A 16,495-nucleotide genomic window follows, 5' to 3' on the forward strand; every position below is an offset into this window, starting at 1 on the left:
TTATCCGTGGCGTAATAATAGGAGTGAGCCCGTTTGGTCGTATCGCTTTCCCGCTCCATCTTCATAGTATATTTTGTACACGTAGGTGCCTTCTCGGGCTTTCTCTCCGTTGATCATTCCGTCCCAGCCATTGACCAAGTCGCTCGTCTCGTATATTCTGTTGCCCCAGCGGTTGTAGATTTCCATTCTGAAATTGAAAACAGCAGGGCCCTCTGCGATGAATCGATCGTTGAGGTTGTCACCATCAGGAGTGAAGGCTTTGGGTAGAAACATCTGTGTCTTCAGTTGAGTCTCTATCACATTGGAGTAGGAGTACAGCGTTTCATCATCCAGAGATTCAGCGCGAATGCGGATGAATTTGTCGTCCAAATCATTGATGCCAAATTCGATTTCTTTGGTTCTCCCACTTAGTACTGGGAACTCTTCTAATACTCTGCCAGCGGTATCGATACGTTCGAGGGTGTAATTTCGGATGCCTTGTTCCCAGATTTCATATTTGTTCCATTGATAAGTCACGACTTTTCCTCTGGCGCTGGTCTGTGTCAATATGATGGGGTTCGTAAAGGGAGAAGGGGTTGCGGTGTTGCCACAGTCATCATCATAGGAGATGCGATAGGAGTGTAGACCAATGAAATCCGCTTCAGCATCGGTGTAGGTCGTGTCTTCGGTAGCGTCGACATAGCGCCAGTATCTGTTGTTGATGTTTTTTTCAACAATGTAGCGGCGAAACGGGATCTCTCCAGGGTTAGGTGCTGTCCAGTTGAGGACAACTTCATTGTCTGTAGAAATGGTGGAGCTAGGATTGGTGGTGATCGGAGGAAGCTCGCCAGATTGAGAGGCGAATATGGCCGTGTCTAGTGCTGTGGATGACCCTTGGTCAAAAACAGCTTGGACGTTGTAGGCGTATTCTTGTTTGCAGATGACTGCAGTGTCGGTGAAGTTCTTGATTGAAGTGTCGTTGATTTCTGTGAGTAGACTGTTGTTTCGGATGAGGTTGTAGTGAGTGGCTTGCGTTTCGTCGGTATCCCAAAGTAACAGGTTGCCACCGTCGCTAGATTCTACATTGAAATCCACGGAACAAAGGATGTTGGACTGTAGGATGAGGTCGTTGCAGGCGTCATAAGTATTGATCTGATAACAGCTATAGCTACTGGTGGTGTTGATGCTGTTGATTAGCGTCTCTGCACCACTCGCATTGCTAAGCGAATCAAACGCATCGCTACCGTCTATGGATTGAAATAGATAGTAGAACGAGTTGTCACCTAGCGTATGCGCCATTTGTAAACTGCCATCTGTACGGCCGTTTTGGAGAGTTTCTAGTGATGTGATGACTGGATTGATGATTTGGTCGATAGATGTAAAACCTCTGTTGATGACAGTACAGTTGGGTGCTCCGTCTGTGAACTGACCCTGTACGTCTATGCGGTAGTCTCCTTGCGTGCCATAGTCATATTCGTTAGAGAGCGAATTAGGTGCTACGCTCTCGCTGTCTGTAGTCGTGAAGTTGACCGTGTAGCTATCGTAGTAGTCGTCCGTGATTTCTACTCTGACTTTGTGTTCGTCACAGTTGTGAATGACGAAAGTGGGTTCATGTGGCTCATGTACTTCTACGAGGATAGAGTCCAATTGATTGCCTTCATAAGGCGGGTCGGTATTGTTGATGAGCATCGCTATGTAGTACGTTCCCGACGTGTTGTAGATGTGACTCGTACTAGGGTTAGCAGGTTCGTTATCGTCAAAACCCGTGTACCAAAAGGTAGGGCTCTCGAACTCACCTGCTGGATCATTGATCGTGACGTTGACCTGCCAGCCAGTGCATCCATGGGTGTAATCTACCGAAAATCTACCCTGTACACTCGTATGCTGTGCCTGTACTGTCAGTGTACAAAACCCAAGCAGGAGTATACTAATGAGTGATTTGATGTGTTGTGAATGGTTCAAGTGCAGCAGCCTTTTTGATCGATTCTCAATCTAGTGACTATTCTTGATTTTAGAAATAAGATCATCCATTTTGAGTGACTCTTGTTCGCCTGTGACCATGTTTTTTAGCGCGTAGGTTTCATTGGCGATTTCTTCCGAACCGATTACCACGACATAGGGTACGCCTTTGTTGTTGGCATAGGTCATCTGCTTTTTCATCTTTGCATTGTCAGGATAAAGCTCTGTGTTGATATCCAGTGCTCTGAGTGCATTCATGAGTGTGATGCCTGGTGCAGTAGTCTCTGAACCGAAATTAGCTATCATCACCTGTAGCGAAGAAGCGTGGGTTTCTGGGTATAGATCGAGTTCTTCGAGTACGTCATAGATGCGATCCACACCAAACGATATACCTACGCCTGACATATCTGATAGTCCAAATACACCAGTGAGATTGTCATAGCGTCCACCTCCGCAGATGCTGCCGATTTTTACGTCGTTGGCTTTTACTTCGAAGATACTACCCGTGTAGTAGGACAGTCCACGAGCCAGCGTGAGATCTAGTTCGAGATGCGTATCTTTGATTGGGTATGCGTCTAGATAGGAGAGAATCTCTTCGATTTCTTGGATTCCCTTTTGTCCGATCTCGTTGGAGGCAAAGTATGATTTGAGGAATACCAAGTTCTCTGCAATGGTTTTGCTGCCATCAAAGATCGGGTCGAGCTGTTGGAGGTTGTCCGCTGAGAATCCACCTGCTACGAGTTCTTCGATGACTTTTTCTTTCCCGATTTTGTCCAGCTTGTCTATCGCGACACAAAATTCGGTTTCTTTTCCTGGTGCACCGATTACTTCGGTGATGGCGGTGAGCACTTTTCGGTTGTTGAACTTGATGGTAAAGTTTTTCAATTTCAATCCCTCGAACACTTCGTTGATCATCATGATGATTTCCGCTTCGCAGAGCAAGGAGTCCGTACCGACGACATCCGCGTCACACTGATAGAACTCACGGTATCGGCCTTTCTGTGGGCGATCGGCTCTCCAGACAGGTTGTATCTGAAAACGCTTGAAAGGAAACGAGATGTCGTTTCGGTGCATGACCACATAGCGTGCAAAAGGAACCGTGAGGTCATACCTGAGTCCCTTTTCAGCGACTTTGGTTAGGAAGGGTTTGCTGCCTGCCTGGTAGTCTGCTTCTGTGGTTTTGGAGAGATAGTCTCCGGAGTTGAGTACTTTGAATAGCAGTTGGTCGCCTTCATCGCCATACTTGCCAGTGAGTACCGATAGGTTTTCCATCGTCGGGGTTTCCAACTGGGCAAATCCGTATTTCTGATAGACTGCCTTGATGGTGTTGAAGATGTAGTTTCGTTTGACCATCTGTGCGGGTCCGAAATCTCTAGTACCTCTTGGGATCGAAGGTTTTTGTACTGCCATTGATGTTTTAAAATTTGAGCAAAACTAAGAACCCAAGGATTCGAAACCAATGTTTTGTGTAGATATTCAAGCCCTGCCTATTTATGCCCAAATTGTTTAGTTTAGCGGCTATGAAGCTACTCAAAACCACATGGCCTATTGCCATACTATTGACCTTGGTCTGGTCAGGATGTCATACCGACAGTTGGAGACAGATCGGTAGATTAGAAGAAATCAACGACAGTATTCGCGTGACATACGCCCCCGACAAACGTGTGGCGGTGTATGACATCTCACTGCTGTACGACAAGGGGCAGGTGAAGATCATAGGAGAGACCAATCTGCCTGCGGCGTTGGAGGTTCTAGAAGAGCAGTTGTTGCTGCAAGAGATTCGTGTGGATAATCAGGCGATCACGCTGCCTGATAGTTCGGTGGGAGAGATGACCTATGCGCTCGTCAACAACTCGGTCTGTAATATCCGCTCCGAAGCACGACATTCGGCAGAGCTGGCGACTCAGGCGCTCTTAGGGATGACGCTCAAGGTACTGAAGCGTACCGGAGAGTGGTATCTGGTACAGACGGCCGATGGCTATATCTCTTGGGTAGATCATGGAGGCGTTCAGCTCATGACTGCCTCGGAGCAGCTTCGATGGAGCAAAAGTCCCCAAGTTATATATCTACACAACTATGGCAATGTCTATGCCGATGCAGAGGAGTCTACTATAGTCTCAGACGTGGTGCTCGGTGATCGATTGGTAGCTAGACAACAGTCAGGTGATCATGTAGAGGTGGCATTTCCTGATGGGAGATTGGGATACGTTCGTCAGTCAGAAGTGACGGATTTTAAGACATGGAAGGAAAATGTATCCGCTACAGGTGATGGTGTGGTGGATTATGCGCTGGATCTGTTAGGAACACCCTATCTGTGGGGAGGCACGTCGACCAAAGGAGTCGATTGTTCGGGATTTACCAAAACAGCCTATCTCATGAATGGCTATGTGATCCCGAGAGACGCTTCACAGCAGATACATGCAGGAGAGGTAGTCGATCCAGCATTGAAATTCGAAGGACTAGCCAAGGGAGACTTGATGTTTTTTGGTAGAGCAGCTACCGATACCACCCAGCAGCGTGTGACGCATGTAGGGCTGTGGATGGGAGATAGCACTTTCGTACATGCCTCCCGAAATGTTCGGGTCAGCTCCGTCGATCCAGCATCTGAGTTCTATGACGAGTCTAATACCAACAGGTATCTCGGTAGCCGAAGATACCTCGGTAATGAGCGTGGGATAAGTAAGTGGTATTGATTAACCCCTTACTGCCAAATAGATTTATTTAAAAAGAATTTTACTTACTCAAACAAGTTGTTCTTGCTTGAAGAGTTTGGTGAATTACCTGAAGATTTATCTTATAGCATTATTCAATCGTATAAATTATTAAATAAACTCAGGAATGAGTTCGCTCATAAGTTACATTTCAATGAATCTATCTTTAGAGATTTATTGCTAAGTGTGAAAAGGATTGATCCAACACTTCTAAATGAAAAGGAAATAGAAAATGAGGGAGATGTTTTGAAATACTTTGAAAATATCTCTTTTATTCTTAGTTATCTAAATGGCTATATCTTTGGTCTTTATCAGCGCCGTAGGGACTTTCCTTCCCAACAATAGGCGAGGGTTTACATCCGCTCAGTCATATCCCCTAATACAACTGAAGCCTTTTTAGCATTTCAAAGACCATAAAATCACGTCATAGCCCGGCGATAGACCGGGCTATCCCCATCGGTGAGCGGAGAGGTTTTAACTTCCGCTAAAACTGGGGAGTTAGTGGGGCAAAACCATGCAACATCGATTATTATTAACTATTTTTAACAAGTAAGGATTCACTGTGACGTTACAGTAGTATATAATTCTTAAAAACATATAATGATGAAAAATTTTAGAATAGTTCTTTTTTTTATTGGTGCGTTAACTTTCTCTTGTTCGGATAGCGATGATAACACAGTTAGCTTAGAGGATGATGCTCCTGATACCTGTGCGAATACGGAGGTGTATGATCCTAATTTTACAGGTACAGCTTGCTGTATTCAAAGAAATTCTGATCTAAGTATAGGAGAAATAATTGAGTATGAGTACTTCACAAATCTTACTGATCCAAGTATAGATTGGGAGGTGATCTCTGGTGATATTGAAATTGTTTCTGGGAGTAGCTCTAGTGTGGTAACCATTCGGTTAGGTGATTCTTTTACTGAAGGAGTAATTAATGCTCAAGGAATATCATCTGAGAATGCGGCGTTGGCCTGCGGAGAGAGTGTTACGATAATGAGAAACTAAAAACATATGGTATATTCTTTTGGAGCCTTTCTCTTCCTGCCCAGTCATATTACTCACTGCAACTGAAACCTTATTGCTATTTCAAAAACCATAAAATCACGTCATAGCCCGGCGATAGACTGGGCTATCCCCATCGGTGAGCGGAGGGATTGATTATAGACGGTTTCTTTTGTTGTAGTAGATGTTGTATCATTATACTCGCATAGATAAAGAGACCTATGATCAATAGACAATTAGATAAAGGAATAGGCGCCATATTCTTCATTTTTACGATTGTATTCATCGTAGTATCGATGACCAACGAGCCGTTTTTTGAATGGGTCTTTGAAAGACATCACAATCAATGGAGTTGGTATCTAAGACCGCTGTTTTTGCTGCCGTTTTGTTATGCCGCTTTCAACAATAGTTATGCGGGCATGGCTATTTCACTATTTGCTTTGTTTACGAGTATGTTTTGGTTTCCCAAACCCGAAACCGTAGAGGACAGTGTGGTAGCGTTTTTAGCTTTTGAAAAAGAATACCTCTATGGAGCGTGGAACCTGAGCAAGTGGTTAATGACCTTGACGATCCCCGTTTCATTTATCGCATTAGGGTTGGCCTTTTGGAAACGGAGCTTGCCCATGGGGATAGCTGTCGTAGTACTGATGGCTACTGGGAAAATGGTCTGGAGTATTCAAAATGCGGGAGAATCTGGGAAATCAATATTGATCCCCGCCATCATAGGCTTAATCCTTTGTAGTGTATTGATTTACATTGGATTTAGACGGTTGGAAAGAAAGTAACCTGTTTTCTCACCGGTCACACCAGTATGATAGATGAAAAATAGCTGTCATCGTTGTGACTATTAGGTCATCGTGGGATTGTAAATACAAAAAGCCCATGAGATCGAACAAACTTAAACTCGAAAGTATCAATACTGGATCGATGGCAGATATTGCTTTTCTGCTCTTGATTTTCTTTTTGATCAGCACGACCATTCTCCAAGAAAAAGGGTTGATGCTCAAACTGCCACCAGAGGTAGATGATCCTACGACGATCAAAATCAAGGATAGGAATGTGTTCAACATTCATGTCAATTCGAAGAACCAGTACCTTATAGAAAACGAAGTGCGCGGAGACCTGTCTGGTCTACAGTCTGAGTTGATCAATTTTATCCTCAACGAATCCCATAGTGATCACTTTGCTGAGTCTCCTCAAGATGCCGTGGTGTCTATCAAGACAGATCGAGGGACGGATTACAAGATGTTCATCACGTTGCTAGATGAAGTCAAGGAGTCATACTACACCATCTATGGCGACCGAGTCGGGATGAGTGCGGCAGCCTATCGGGCACTGGATCAGTCGGCGCTGGAGCAGCGTATCCTATACGAGAAAGGCAAAGAAGGTATCCCGATGAATATATCGATAGCCGAGCCAGATGCACTGGCGATCAAATAATAGTCTAATTCTAAATCACTCTAAAGCGCATTGAAGATGAAAAAGTTTAAAACCAAGAATGTCTCTAAATCAGAAATCTCTACTGCCTCTCTGCCTGATATCGTGTTTCTGTTGTTGTTTTTCTTTATGGTCACGGCGACTATCAAAGCCAAGGATGATCAACTCGTAGTACAGCCACCAGAGGCCAGAGCGGTGACGAAGGTCGAGCAAAAGTCGTTGATTAGGGAACTGACTATAGGTTATCCTAAAAACGCAGCTTTAGGAGTCGAAGCACGAATCTCCTCGGACGGAAAGCTGCTGTCGCTGGAGGAAATCACACAGTGGGTGTTTGAGCAAAAAAACAGTTTGCCAGAGTCACAGCGAGATCAAATGATCGTCATGCTACGGGCAGACGAGTATGTCAAAATGGGGCTAATTGCAGATGTTCAGCATGAGCTGAGGAAGGCTGATGCACGGAAAGTCCTGTTTCGAACGGTTCTGTTAAGGGGAGGGGCTTGATACAGTCTTGTGCTCCCGAACCATTGACGAACTCAACAGATTGTTCCACTAAGTCCCCCGAACCATTGGCTAAGTCAACAGATTGTTCCACTAAGTCACCTGAACCATTGACGAACTCAACAGATTGTTCCACTAGGTCACCTGAACCATTGACGAACTCAACAAAACCTTCCACTAAGTCATCCGAGCCACTGGCTATCGGTTGGTGTCTTCTGAAAGCTTCTCGTTAGATCCAGCTTTGTAGGGGTAGGTTTGGAAGATACGATCGATCGTTTTTTTGAGCGTCATCTCTGGGGTCTCTTTGCGGCTGTATTTGAGGTCGAGGCTAGCTTGCCAGACGAGTTTTTTCTTTTTGGCATCCCGAAACTCGATCAGTAGGAGTCCCTCCGTGTAGCGTACCGTGCGTGGTGGTGGACTGTAGTAGTAGTAGTAGGGGTCATAGTAGTTGGTGTTGCCCTGCGTCTCGGTAGTGACGGTTGACATGATTTCGTAGCGGACGATGAGGTCTGCATCTTTTTTCTGTTCGGCAAACTCCTTGACTTGCATGTTGAGCCGAATCTCTTGTTCGATCTGATTGAAAAAGGCTGTTCCTTCTGCCGAATAGGACTTGTTGTCGGATTGGAAATTGATGAGACGGTAGCTGCGGTAGTCGCTAAAGTCCATCTCTTCGTTGACAAAATCAATCACCCTAGCCGGTGCGCAACCGAAAGCCAGGGTGATCATTAATACTCCTATCAATAGTCTGTGCATACTACAGTTTACGGGAACTTAGGGTATTTGTCAAAGTCAGGGTCTCTTTTTTCCAAGAAAGCATTTTTGCCCTCCTGGGCCTCTTCCATGAGGTAGTACATGAGTGTCGCGTCTCCGGCAAATTCCATGAGTCCACGCTGACCATCTAGCTCGGCATTTAGTCCGCGCTTGATCATTCGTAGTGCCATCGGGCTGCGTTTCATCATCGTTTTGCACCAGTCTACCGTTGTTTCTTCTAGTTTGTCTAGGGACACGACTTTGTTGACCATGCCCATGTCTTCGGCTTCTTTGGCAGTGTACTGTTCGCAGAGGAACCAGATTTCACGTGCTTTTTTCTGGCCTACGTGTCTGGCTAGGTAGGACGAGCCAAATCCAGCATCGAAGCTACCTACTTTAGGACCAGTCTGTCCAAATTTGGCATTGTCCGATGCGATGGTGATGTCACATACCACGTGTAGGACGTGTCCTCCGCCGATGGCATAGCCATTGACCATGGCGATGACAGGCTTAGGCAGTGAGCGAATAGACTTGTGGAGGTCTAGGACGTTGAGACGAGGTACACCGTTTTCGCTGATGTAGCCACCGACTCCTTTGACGTTTTGGTCTCCACCCGAGCAGAATGCTTTGTCTCCAGCTCCTGTGAACACTACCACACGTACATCGGCTCTTTCTCGCGCGATATCCATGGCGTCTAGCATTTCGAAGTTGGTCTCGGGTCTAAAGGCATTGTAGACCTCTGGACGATTGATCGTGATCTTAGCGATACCTTCGAAAAAATCGAATTTGATATCCGTATATTCTTTTATGGTTTCCCAGTTGAAAGTACTCATGTCGTATTTGTTTTAAAGTCTCAAAACTAATGTCTGGAGGATAAATCCTTCATTTTTTTGAATAATTGTTTGTAGGCGCGTTTGTTTTCTTCGGCATCACTGAATACTTCGAGTAGTATTCTGCCTTGGCTGAAATCAAAGAACGTATCCCAGCTGGTGTCCAAATCCTCCCACGAATGAGCCGTTAGGTATCGGAAACCAAACTCATGTGCCACATGTGATGCACTAGAACGCTGATCTGTTTCGAAGAAGGTTTTTAGTTCTGGCTGAGCGGCTGGTCCGTCGATCATTCGAAAGATGCCTCCACCGTTGTTGTTGAATACGACGATGCGCAGGTTGTCTGGCAGATGATTGTGCCAAAAGGCATTTCTGTCGTAGAGGAAAGCGACATCTCCTGTCAGCAGGAGGGTGTTGGTGCCGGAGGCGAGGCAGGTGCCTACTGCCGTACTGTTAGAGCCATCTATTCCGCTGGTGCCCCGGTTGCAGTATATCGCGAGCTGGTTTTTGACTGCCAAAGTATTGGCATAGCGCACGGCCATGCTATTGGCGAGGTGCAGGTCGGTATGTGCGGGGATGTGTTCTAGTAGTGTCTTGTAGATAGTCGTCTCTGTCCAATCTCGGGGATTGATGTCGCTGATGAGTGCTTGCGCAGATTGGTTCGCATTTTGCCATTCGGTAAAAAAATGTTGCTGGGCTGCTTTTGCTTCCTGTTGGGTGTTGAGCCATTCGGATATAAATGCCAAGGTATCAATAGCAATGACCTCAGAGAGATGATCGTAGGTGTCAGCTGCATCTTGGTTTGGTGTGATGTGCCAGTGTGTTAGGTTTTTACATCCGCGTAAAAACAGCTTGAGATTCTTAGAGATTACTGATAGTCCAAAACTGATGATCAGGTCTGGCTGTAGCGATGGATCACGGTTGATCAGGAATAGGTCTTGGTGCTGAATGGCTTGCGCTACCTCATGGCAGTTGGAGATCACGTCGGCGATCACGGGGATATTGTGTTTTGTGCTGAGCTGGTTCAGCGTCGTGATCAGTTTTTCCTCTTTGTGCCCCTGTCCTGCGATGATGAGGATTTTGGAGTAGTGGGTGAGCTGATTGAGTAGCGATTTGTCCCAAGTTGAAGGAGAATCGGCTTGTACTACTGCTTGGAGTCCATTAGTCGCTTGGTAAGTTTTGTTCTGCTCTGGGTAGAAAGGTTCTTTGAACGGAACGTTGACCTGAACGGGTCCTGAAGCATCAGACGTACATGCCAGTAATGCCTGATGGATGCATGTATGTGCAGTCTCTAGGTTTTCGTCGAATGACGGAAAATCAAAATAGGCTTTGGCGTGCGATCCGTAGAGTGATTGCTGGTAGATGGTCTGTCCATCGCGTTTGCCGATGAGGTCCGCGGGTCTATCCGCTGTGAGTATCAACAGCGGTACTTGGTTGAAATACGCTTCTGCTACAGCAGGGGCATAGTTGAGCCCTGCAGAGCCTGAGGTGCAGATCAGTACGGTGGGTTGGTGGGATTTGAGTGAAAGTCCTAGTGCAATGAAAGCTGCTGATCGTTCGTCGGGCACACTGTAGCACTGGATCTCAGGATGTCGTGCGAAAGCAATGGTAAGGGCGGCGTTTCTAGAGCCTGGAGAGATGACTGCATGCTGTACGCCATACTGATGGCATAGCTCGGGGATATCAAATGTAGATTGCAGGTCCATTACAGGTTTTCGAATATGTTGAGCAGCGTTCTGAACTTGATTTCGGTTTCGTTCCATTCGAGTTCAGGAATGCTTTCTTCTGTTACGCCTGCGCCGGCATAGATGATTCCGCCATCTTTGTACAGTTTGGTACAGCGTAGGTTTACATACAGAGAGGTGGTGTCACCATGGTTGACTGGGCCGAGGTAGCCACTAAAGCACTCTCGGTCATAGCCCTCGTGCTCGGCGAGGAAGTTCGCCGCAGGGATCATAGGCATGCCACATACGGCAGAGGTCGGGTGCAGTAGTTGGAGCATGGTGCTGGCCAGTTCTGGAAAATTGGTCTCCTTCATGTTCACTTCAAAACTAGTTTTGAGATGAATGAGGTTGCCTGCTTTGACAGTTTTTGGTCCTATCTCTAGGTATTCTCTAAGTCTGATTTTCTTGAAACAGTTGATGATGTAGCGACTCACGAGTGCTTGTTCTTCGATTTCTTTTTGTCTCCAAGCCGCCCTGGATAGCTCGAAATCATCTGGAACACCCTGTGTCCCTGCAAGCGATACCGTACGGAAGATTTCGTTTTGCGTCTCGATCAATAGCTCTGGTGTAGCACCTAGCCAAAGACCGTACTGCGGTGTATAAACGATAGATACGAATGCGTTTTTGTAAGCCTTACAGAGTTTGAACAGCTCTTTGACTGGGTGAAAATTGTTCGAATAGCTGTATCTTTCTCTTCGAGAGGGGACGATTTTTTGATACTGTCCATTGTTGATGGCATCTTGGCATTGTTGGACTAGATCAATGAAAGCTTGCCTGTCGTATCTTACTTCTGGCGCTTTGTGCAGATAATCTCTAAAGTCAAATGACTGCTGTTCTTTCGTCTCTAGGTAGGCCTCAAAGAAGGTTTCTAGTGACTGATCCTGATGCTGTAACGTAGGGTGTATTTTGAATGCATTGTCTTTTTCGTTGATCGAGATATCAGAGAGGATGTAGTTGGGTCTTGGTTCGTCTGATGGCGCAAAGGGGCTAACCATGAAGCCCTGCGGTGCATTCTCCAAATCCTCTATGTTAAGCTCGCTATCGCTAACTTGACAGCACCCTTGGATTAGTTCTTCTGTAGGTTTTCGCCAGATCGCAATAGGAGTATCTGTTTTGATCGCACAGTCAAAGAAAGCCGTCAGGTTGGCTTCAAAGGTGCGACTAGCTGTTAGTTGCGCTGTTTTATGCTGAGAATTCATCACTTTTTTCTATCTAAAATCGCCATGGTAATGCGGCTCACACATACCAATTCCTTCTTCTCATTGTATATTTTGATTTCCCATACCTGCGTTTTTTTACCACGGTGTAGTGGGGTTGCGATACCTTCTACTACGCCTTCTCGGACACTTTTGATATGGTTGGCATTGATGTCTAGTCCTACGCAGTACTGCTCATGAGGGTCGATGGTCATTTGCGCTGCTACACTGCCGAGGGATTCGGCGAGTACGACAGATGCACCACCATGTAGTAGCCCCATGGGCTGATGGGTACGCGAGTCGACAGGCATGGTTGCTTTGAGGTAGTCTGTCCCGATCTCTGTAAACTGTATGCCGATATGTTCTAAGAGGGTGTTTTGGGATAAATCATTAATGGCTTCCAGTGTAAAGATTTCATTGAACATATATTCCTTCTTTTTTCCCTTAATTTCGTGCGGTCACAAACAAAATCACATTTCGATTGAAAAGCAAAAATATATATATCATCCGTCATGGAGAGACGGATTTCAACAAACAAAAAAGAGTACAGGGCAGAGGGGTGGATTCGGATCTAAATGCACTGGGTAGACAGCAGGCAGCGTTGTTTTTCGAAGCGTATAAAAACGTTCCTTTTGAGAAGGTCTACACTTCATCGCTCAAGCGCACCATGCAGTCTGTACAGGGTTTTATTGAGATGGGGCTACCGTTCGAGAAGTTATCTGGTTTTGATGAAATCAGCTGGGGGTCTCACGAGGGACTGCCCTATGATGAGTTGCGTCATGAACTGTATCTCGCAGGGCTGGCCGAGTGGGGCAAAGGAAACCTTGAGCACCGCGTAGGGGGAGGAGATACGCCTATCGAAGTGTGTGAGAGGCAGCGTCTCGCGATGGATCAGGTGCTCGCAGGAGAGGAAGAGAATATTTTGATTGCTACCCACGGTCGAGCCATGCGGATACAGCTCTGTTGGATGATGGGATTGCTACTGTCACAATCTGAGGATTTTCCTCATGCTAACCTGTGTCTCTATCAACTGTGGTATAGCGACGGGAAATATGAAATTGTCAAAAATGCTGATGTGAGTCACTTGTCTGATCTCAAAGTAATGCCAGGAGAGTAGAGGTGGTCAGTATTAATCGAACTCACGTTCTTAGTTAAGAAACCTCATATATAGAGTTAGGAACCAAATTGTTTTGCAAAGGATCAAAAAAGGATACATCTTTATGTAGATCAACCTAAAAGAACAATGAAGACCATTATCGCTATTGCCTTAATTTGTTGTAGTGTCTATAATTCTAGCGCTCAAGAGACGATCCATCAGGTCGGGCATAATGAGATTTCCTTTGCGGCAACCTATTCTAGCTTAGATTTTGTGGATAAGGCTTCATTTGTGCAGTCAGTAGTGACTTTAGGAGGCCAATTTCGGTATGCAAGATATTTTCCACTCGCCAAGTTTTATGGTATAGGGACAGGGGCGTCTTTGGGAATTCAGGATTATGGTTTCATCATAGATATTGAAAAACTTGGCTACCCTAGTTATTACCACCCTGGTGGATTAGTGATAATTGAAAATGCAGATACTTTTTCAGTGTTTACGTTTGGTATACCTGTTTATCTTTCAGGAGCGTACCCTTTATCTCCTAGTTGCCTGATTAACGTCAAGATGGGAATTAATATCACCACAGTGTTTTCTTCTTCATCTACGAACGATGAAGTGATTGTCGTTGATCCAGACTCGACTGACCAAGTGGTTCTCACTGTTGATTATAAGGTTAATTCTATTCCTCAAGCAGGCTTCTTGTTTGAAATAGGTCCGCAGTATACACTACGAAGTGGAGGGATTATATCTCTATCCTTGGTGAGTACACTGAATTTTTTCAGTAGAACAAAGGTTGATTACACACTCTACCCAGAGATGCCGAATGACAGTGAGTCGGGAGCTGTTGTCGCAACGGGCAGTTATGTGGGGCTGAGTTTTGGGTTTGTTTTTACAGGTAATTGACTAGGACCAGTCAGACCGAAGTGATTCCTGCCTGAACAAAGATGGCTTGTATATCAGACGCAATCGGAAAGGGTTTCATCGGGGGTACATTGGCGCCACCAGGATTGCCTACAGGTACTTTGCCGACGAAGGATTTGACTCCACCTACTAAGAGTCGAGGGATTTGACCGATTACTTCTTTTGCACTTTTGATTTTGAATCCAAAGCATAACATCTTCCAGTGCACGAGCGAATGTGCATAAGGATACTTTTGTCCTAGGATATGCGCTCGCTCTAGGTGCGCCCATGCCTGCTGTAGATTTCCAGTAATATATGCGTCCGAGTATTGGACTAATTCAGCTTTGAAAAATGGTTTAAGCTTAGAAGGTAGACTGGTGTAAAGTTTCATATAGGTACAGTTTGTTCGGTTAGATTACGCGAAGGGATTGGTTAGGGTTCGTTGATAAAGTTGACTATATCAATTAGAAGTTAAATTGTAATTCAAAATTTCAAGTCTATTTCAAGGTAGAATATTACCTAATTATTTGACCCCTTCGTTTTTACCCTCTCTTGAAAGCCAATTTCGTATCTGTAGAGTCTTTGGGATCGAAGAAGTAGCCATCAAAGTCAAAAGCCTTGAGATCTTCTACATTAGTAATCTGGTGATCGATGATGTAGCGTGCCATGAGTCCACGCGCTCTCTTTGCAAAAAATGAGATGAGTTTGTACTGACCATTTTTGTGATCCTTGAACTCCGTATCTATCACTTGTGCTTTGAGGCTTTTTCTGTCGACTGCTTTGAAGTATTCGTTGGAGGCTAGGTTGATCACTACATTGTCGTCCTGTGCTTTGAGGTCTTTGTGTAGCATTTTGACGATTTTGTCGTCCCAGTAGCTATATAGATTTTTGTGTTGATCGAATACCAATCGCGTTCCCATCTCCAGTCGGTAGGGTTGAATCAAATCTAGAGGCCTCAGTAGCCCATAGAGTCCAGACAAGATACGTAAATGCTGCTGAGAAAAATCTAATGCTTTGTGGTCTAAGGTTTCTGCTTCTAGCCCGAGGTAGACATCCCCTTTGAAGGCATGGAGACAGGTTTTGGCATTTTTTTCATTGTGGGTGGCTTTGAATCCTTTGTAGCGACCGACGTTGAGATCAGCGATGTTTTCACTGATGCTCATGAGTGACTGTAGGTCTGCACTTGACTGTTGTTGGAGTACAGATACCAATTCCTTGGTTTCTTTTGGGAAACGGGGAAAAGTATGTTCACCAGCAGTTTTTGTTTCAAAATCGAGTGTCTTGGCAGGAGAAATAAGTGCAATCATGTAGCTATTGTGTTTTGCTGCGAAGATAAAGCACATCTATAGACTAGAGAAGATCACCCAATAGATTTGTTTGATGTCGCGATAGGGGAACGTATAATAAGCTACTGTCTCATGTCATTCAGTCTTTCGTTGGTTAAACATCCAAGGAATGAGCATGTCGTTGGTCCAGGCTTTTTGGAAAGTTTCTCCGTGTCCCAGACCTGTATATTCTGTGTATCGGACATCTGCACCTGTCTCCGCCAGGAGTTGGTGCATGTTGCGTGAACCTGCGACGGGGTTGTATTGGTCTATGTCTCCATGAAATATCCAGACAGGAATGTGTTTGATTCGCTCAACCTGACTAGGGTCAGAATAACCCGCCATAGGAACCGCCGCAGCGAATAAATCTGGGCGTCTTGCGATAAACTCCCAGGTGCCAAATCCTCCCATGGATAAGCCTGTTAAGTAGACACGCGCAGTGTCAATATGATACTGAGTGATCGTCGTGTCTATGAGTTCTAGTGCGGCAGCACCTGATTCAGAGGGTGTTTCGTTCATGGTGTAGCTGCCGTCTTTTCCCAATCCCTCGAAGGGGGTTTTAGGAGTGTTACCGACCCACTTGGCCCATTCTTCGTTGGTGGTTTTGTTGGAGCACTGGGGGACGAGGACTATGCAGCGGTAGCGGTGTTGCATATTGGGCGATACGATGGCATTTGGCCCGTTGAACAGTGGGATGTTATTGTACGTCTTGGGGGTATTGTCAGTGCCTCGTTCACCCCTGCCATGTAGGTGAATAAGCAAAGGGAGCTGCTCATCAGGTTTTAGATCCGAAGGGACGAATATCCTGTAAGGCAAGGCTAAGCCATTGGTAGCAGAGAAAGTGTGTGGCTGCATGACGCTAGACAAGTTCTCATAGATCCAAGTTTGATTTTCGGTCTCACTTAGTGCTTGATAACTCGGTTCTTCATTTTTCGAATCGCCTTTTGGTTTGGATTGACATTGACAGAGGGTGGTGATTAGTAGGATTAGATATGGGAGTTGAATAAACTGTTTTTGATTCATAGTCGTGTGCTGTTTGCGCAGATATACTAAGATAGGTGAGACCTATGGCTTGTGTGTTGCAA

Annotated in this window: 18 protein-coding genes; 8 read left to right on the forward strand and 10 right to left on the reverse strand. The window is 45.4% G+C overall.

Annotation, left to right across the window (positions count from 1 at the left end):
* Together BGP76_RS04685 and hisS are read right to left on the reverse strand one after the other, a co-directional pair.
* On the reverse strand, positions 1-1,941 hold the full coding sequence (locus BGP76_RS04685) for a gliding motility-associated C-terminal domain-containing protein (protein WP_119843781.1): 1,941 nt from the start codon (positions 1,939-1,941) through the stop codon (positions 1-3).
* Between the two features lie 30 nt (positions 1,942-1,971).
* Complete coding sequence (gene hisS / locus BGP76_RS04690) at positions 1,972-3,348, reverse strand: histidine--tRNA ligase (protein ID WP_119843782.1); 1,377 nt, start codon at positions 3,346-3,348, stop codon at positions 1,972-1,974.
* A 110-nt stretch (positions 3,349-3,458) separates the two neighbouring features.
* Between hisS and BGP76_RS04695 the strand changes: the two genes are divergently transcribed.
* The 6 genes from BGP76_RS04695 (at position 3,459) to BGP76_RS04720 (ending at position 7,592) form a co-directional block, all read left to right on the forward strand.
* On the forward strand, positions 3,459-4,631 hold the full coding sequence (locus BGP76_RS04695) for a C40 family peptidase (protein WP_221409844.1): 1,173 nt from the start codon (positions 3,459-3,461) through the stop codon (positions 4,629-4,631).
* A gap of 63 nt (positions 4,632-4,694) precedes the next feature.
* On the forward strand, positions 4,695-4,994 hold the full coding sequence (locus tag BGP76_RS04700; protein WP_119843784.1) for a hypothetical protein: 300 nt from the start codon (positions 4,695-4,697) through the stop codon (positions 4,992-4,994).
* Positions 4,995-5,249: 255 nt separating this feature from the next.
* A complete protein-coding gene (locus tag BGP76_RS04705; protein WP_073118856.1) occupies positions 5,250-5,657 on the forward strand; it encodes a hypothetical protein in 408 nt (135 codons plus the stop codon).
* Positions 5,658-5,875: 218 nt separating this feature from the next.
* Positions 5,876-6,439: a hypothetical protein gene (locus BGP76_RS04710; protein ID WP_119843785.1), complete on the forward strand. Its 564-nt coding sequence runs from the start codon at positions 5,876-5,878 to the stop codon at positions 6,437-6,439.
* Between the two features lie 97 nt (positions 6,440-6,536).
* Positions 6,537-7,094, forward strand: coding sequence for a biopolymer transporter ExbD (locus BGP76_RS04715; protein WP_119843786.1), 558 nt, complete (start codon positions 6,537-6,539; stop codon positions 7,092-7,094).
* A 36-nt stretch (positions 7,095-7,130) separates the two neighbouring features.
* On the forward strand, positions 7,131-7,592 hold the full coding sequence (locus BGP76_RS04720; protein ID WP_119843787.1) for a biopolymer transporter ExbD: 462 nt from the start codon (positions 7,131-7,133) through the stop codon (positions 7,590-7,592).
* Positions 7,593-7,787: 195 nt separating this feature from the next.
* Here the strand turns inward: BGP76_RS04720 and BGP76_RS04725 are convergent, their stop codons facing one another.
* Genes BGP76_RS04725 through BGP76_RS04745 form a run of 5 tightly spaced genes read right to left on the reverse strand, consistent with a single transcriptional unit; the run spans position 7,788 to position 12,514 of the window.
* Positions 7,788-8,342, reverse strand: a complete 555-nt coding sequence (locus BGP76_RS04725; protein ID WP_119843788.1) for a DUF4136 domain-containing protein — start codon at positions 8,340-8,342, stop codon at positions 7,788-7,790.
* 8 nt (positions 8,343-8,350) lie between these two features.
* Positions 8,351-9,172 (reverse strand): 1,4-dihydroxy-2-naphthoyl-CoA synthase, encoded by an 822-nt coding sequence (gene menB, locus BGP76_RS04730; protein WP_119843789.1) that lies wholly within the window; start codon positions 9,170-9,172, stop codon positions 8,351-8,353.
* A gap of 26 nt (positions 9,173-9,198) precedes the next feature.
* A complete protein-coding gene (menD, locus tag BGP76_RS04735) occupies positions 9,199-10,875 on the reverse strand; it encodes a 2-succinyl-5-enolpyruvyl-6-hydroxy-3-cyclohexene-1-carboxylic-acid synthase (protein WP_158584056.1) in 1,677 nt (558 codons plus the stop codon).
* Positions 10,875-12,092, reverse strand: a complete 1,218-nt coding sequence (locus BGP76_RS04740) for a chorismate-binding protein (RefSeq protein ID WP_119843791.1) — start codon at positions 12,090-12,092, stop codon at positions 10,875-10,877. The genes menD and BGP76_RS04740 overlap by 1 nt, the downstream gene beginning before the upstream one ends.
* A complete protein-coding gene (locus tag BGP76_RS04745; RefSeq protein WP_119843792.1) occupies positions 12,092-12,514 on the reverse strand; it encodes a hotdog fold thioesterase in 423 nt (140 codons plus the stop codon). The genes BGP76_RS04740 and BGP76_RS04745 overlap by 1 nt, the downstream gene beginning before the upstream one ends.
* A 56-nt stretch (positions 12,515-12,570) precedes the next feature.
* Between BGP76_RS04745 and BGP76_RS04750 the strand changes: the two genes are divergently transcribed.
* Together BGP76_RS04750 and BGP76_RS04755 are read left to right on the forward strand one after the other, a co-directional pair.
* Entirely contained in the window at positions 12,571-13,206 is a 636-nt protein-coding gene (locus BGP76_RS04750) for a histidine phosphatase family protein (protein ID WP_119843793.1), read from the forward strand.
* Between the two features lie 126 nt (positions 13,207-13,332).
* Positions 13,333-14,088 (forward strand): hypothetical protein, encoded by a 756-nt coding sequence (locus BGP76_RS04755; protein WP_119843794.1) that lies wholly within the window; start codon positions 13,333-13,335, stop codon positions 14,086-14,088.
* 10 nt (positions 14,089-14,098) lie between these two features.
* On the opposite strand, the gene BGP76_RS04760 is transcribed toward BGP76_RS04755, so the two are convergent.
* From BGP76_RS04760 to BGP76_RS04770, 3 genes are all read right to left on the reverse strand, one after another.
* The gene (locus tag BGP76_RS04760) at positions 14,099-14,476 is read right to left on the reverse strand and encodes a DUF3703 domain-containing protein (RefSeq protein ID WP_119843795.1); all 378 of its coding nucleotides are present in this window, start codon (positions 14,474-14,476) and stop codon (positions 14,099-14,101) included.
* 151 nt (positions 14,477-14,627) lie between these two features.
* Entirely contained in the window at positions 14,628-15,392 is a 765-nt protein-coding gene (gene yaaA, locus BGP76_RS04765; RefSeq protein WP_119844325.1) for a peroxide stress protein YaaA, read from the reverse strand.
* Positions 15,393-15,506: 114 nt separating this feature from the next.
* Positions 15,507-16,433, reverse strand: a complete 927-nt coding sequence (locus tag BGP76_RS04770; RefSeq protein ID WP_119843796.1) for a prolyl oligopeptidase family serine peptidase — start codon at positions 16,431-16,433, stop codon at positions 15,507-15,509.
* Between the last annotated feature and the right edge of the window lie 62 nt (positions 16,434-16,495).

This window comes from Reichenbachiella sp. MSK19-1 (genome assembly GCF_003590315.1).
GTDB lineage: Bacteria > Bacteroidota > Bacteroidia > Cytophagales > Cyclobacteriaceae > Reichenbachiella > Reichenbachiella agariperforans.

Bases quoted from the DNA above. Each gene is read 5' to 3' on its own strand.
- BGP76_RS04760 (WP_119843795.1), bottom strand. From the start codon at position 14,476: ATGAAACTTTACACCAGTCTACCTTCTAAGCTTAAACCATTTTTCAAA.
- menB (WP_119843789.1), bottom strand. From the start codon at position 9,172: ATGAGTACTTTCAACTGGGAAACCATAAAAGAATATACGGATATCAAA.
- BGP76_RS04720 (WP_119843787.1), top strand. From the start codon at position 7,131: ATGAAAAAGTTTAAAACCAAGAATGTCTCTAAATCAGAAATCTCTACT.
- BGP76_RS04740 (WP_119843791.1), bottom strand. From the start codon at position 12,092: ATGAATTCTCAGCATAAAACAGCGCAACTAACAGCTAGTCGCACCTTT.
- BGP76_RS04705 (WP_073118856.1), top strand. From the start codon at position 5,250: ATGATGAAAAATTTTAGAATAGTTCTTTTTTTTATTGGTGCGTTAACT.
- BGP76_RS04755 (WP_119843794.1), top strand. From the start codon at position 13,333: ATGAAGACCATTATCGCTATTGCCTTAATTTGTTGTAGTGTCTATAAT.
- BGP76_RS04745 (WP_119843792.1), bottom strand. From the start codon at position 12,514: ATGTTCAATGAAATCTTTACACTGGAAGCCATTAATGATTTATCCCAA.
- BGP76_RS04695 (WP_221409844.1), top strand. From the start codon at position 3,459: ATGAAGCTACTCAAAACCACATGGCCTATTGCCATACTATTGACCTTG.
- BGP76_RS04770 (WP_119843796.1), bottom strand. From the start codon at position 16,433: ATGAATCAAAAACAGTTTATTCAACTCCCATATCTAATCCTACTAATC.
- BGP76_RS04710 (WP_119843785.1), top strand. From the start codon at position 5,876: ATGATCAATAGACAATTAGATAAAGGAATAGGCGCCATATTCTTCATT.
- BGP76_RS04715 (WP_119843786.1), top strand. From the start codon at position 6,537: ATGAGATCGAACAAACTTAAACTCGAAAGTATCAATACTGGATCGATG.
- hisS (WP_119843782.1), bottom strand. From the start codon at position 3,348: ATGGCAGTACAAAAACCTTCGATCCCAAGAGGTACTAGAGATTTCGGA.
- BGP76_RS04725 (WP_119843788.1), bottom strand. From the start codon at position 8,342: ATGCACAGACTATTGATAGGAGTATTAATGATCACCCTGGCTTTCGGT.
- menD (WP_158584056.1), bottom strand. From the start codon at position 10,875: ATGGACCTGCAATCTACATTTGATATCCCCGAGCTATGCCATCAGTAT.
- yaaA (WP_119844325.1), bottom strand. From the start codon at position 15,392: ATGATTGCACTTATTTCTCCTGCCAAGACACTCGATTTTGAAACAAAA.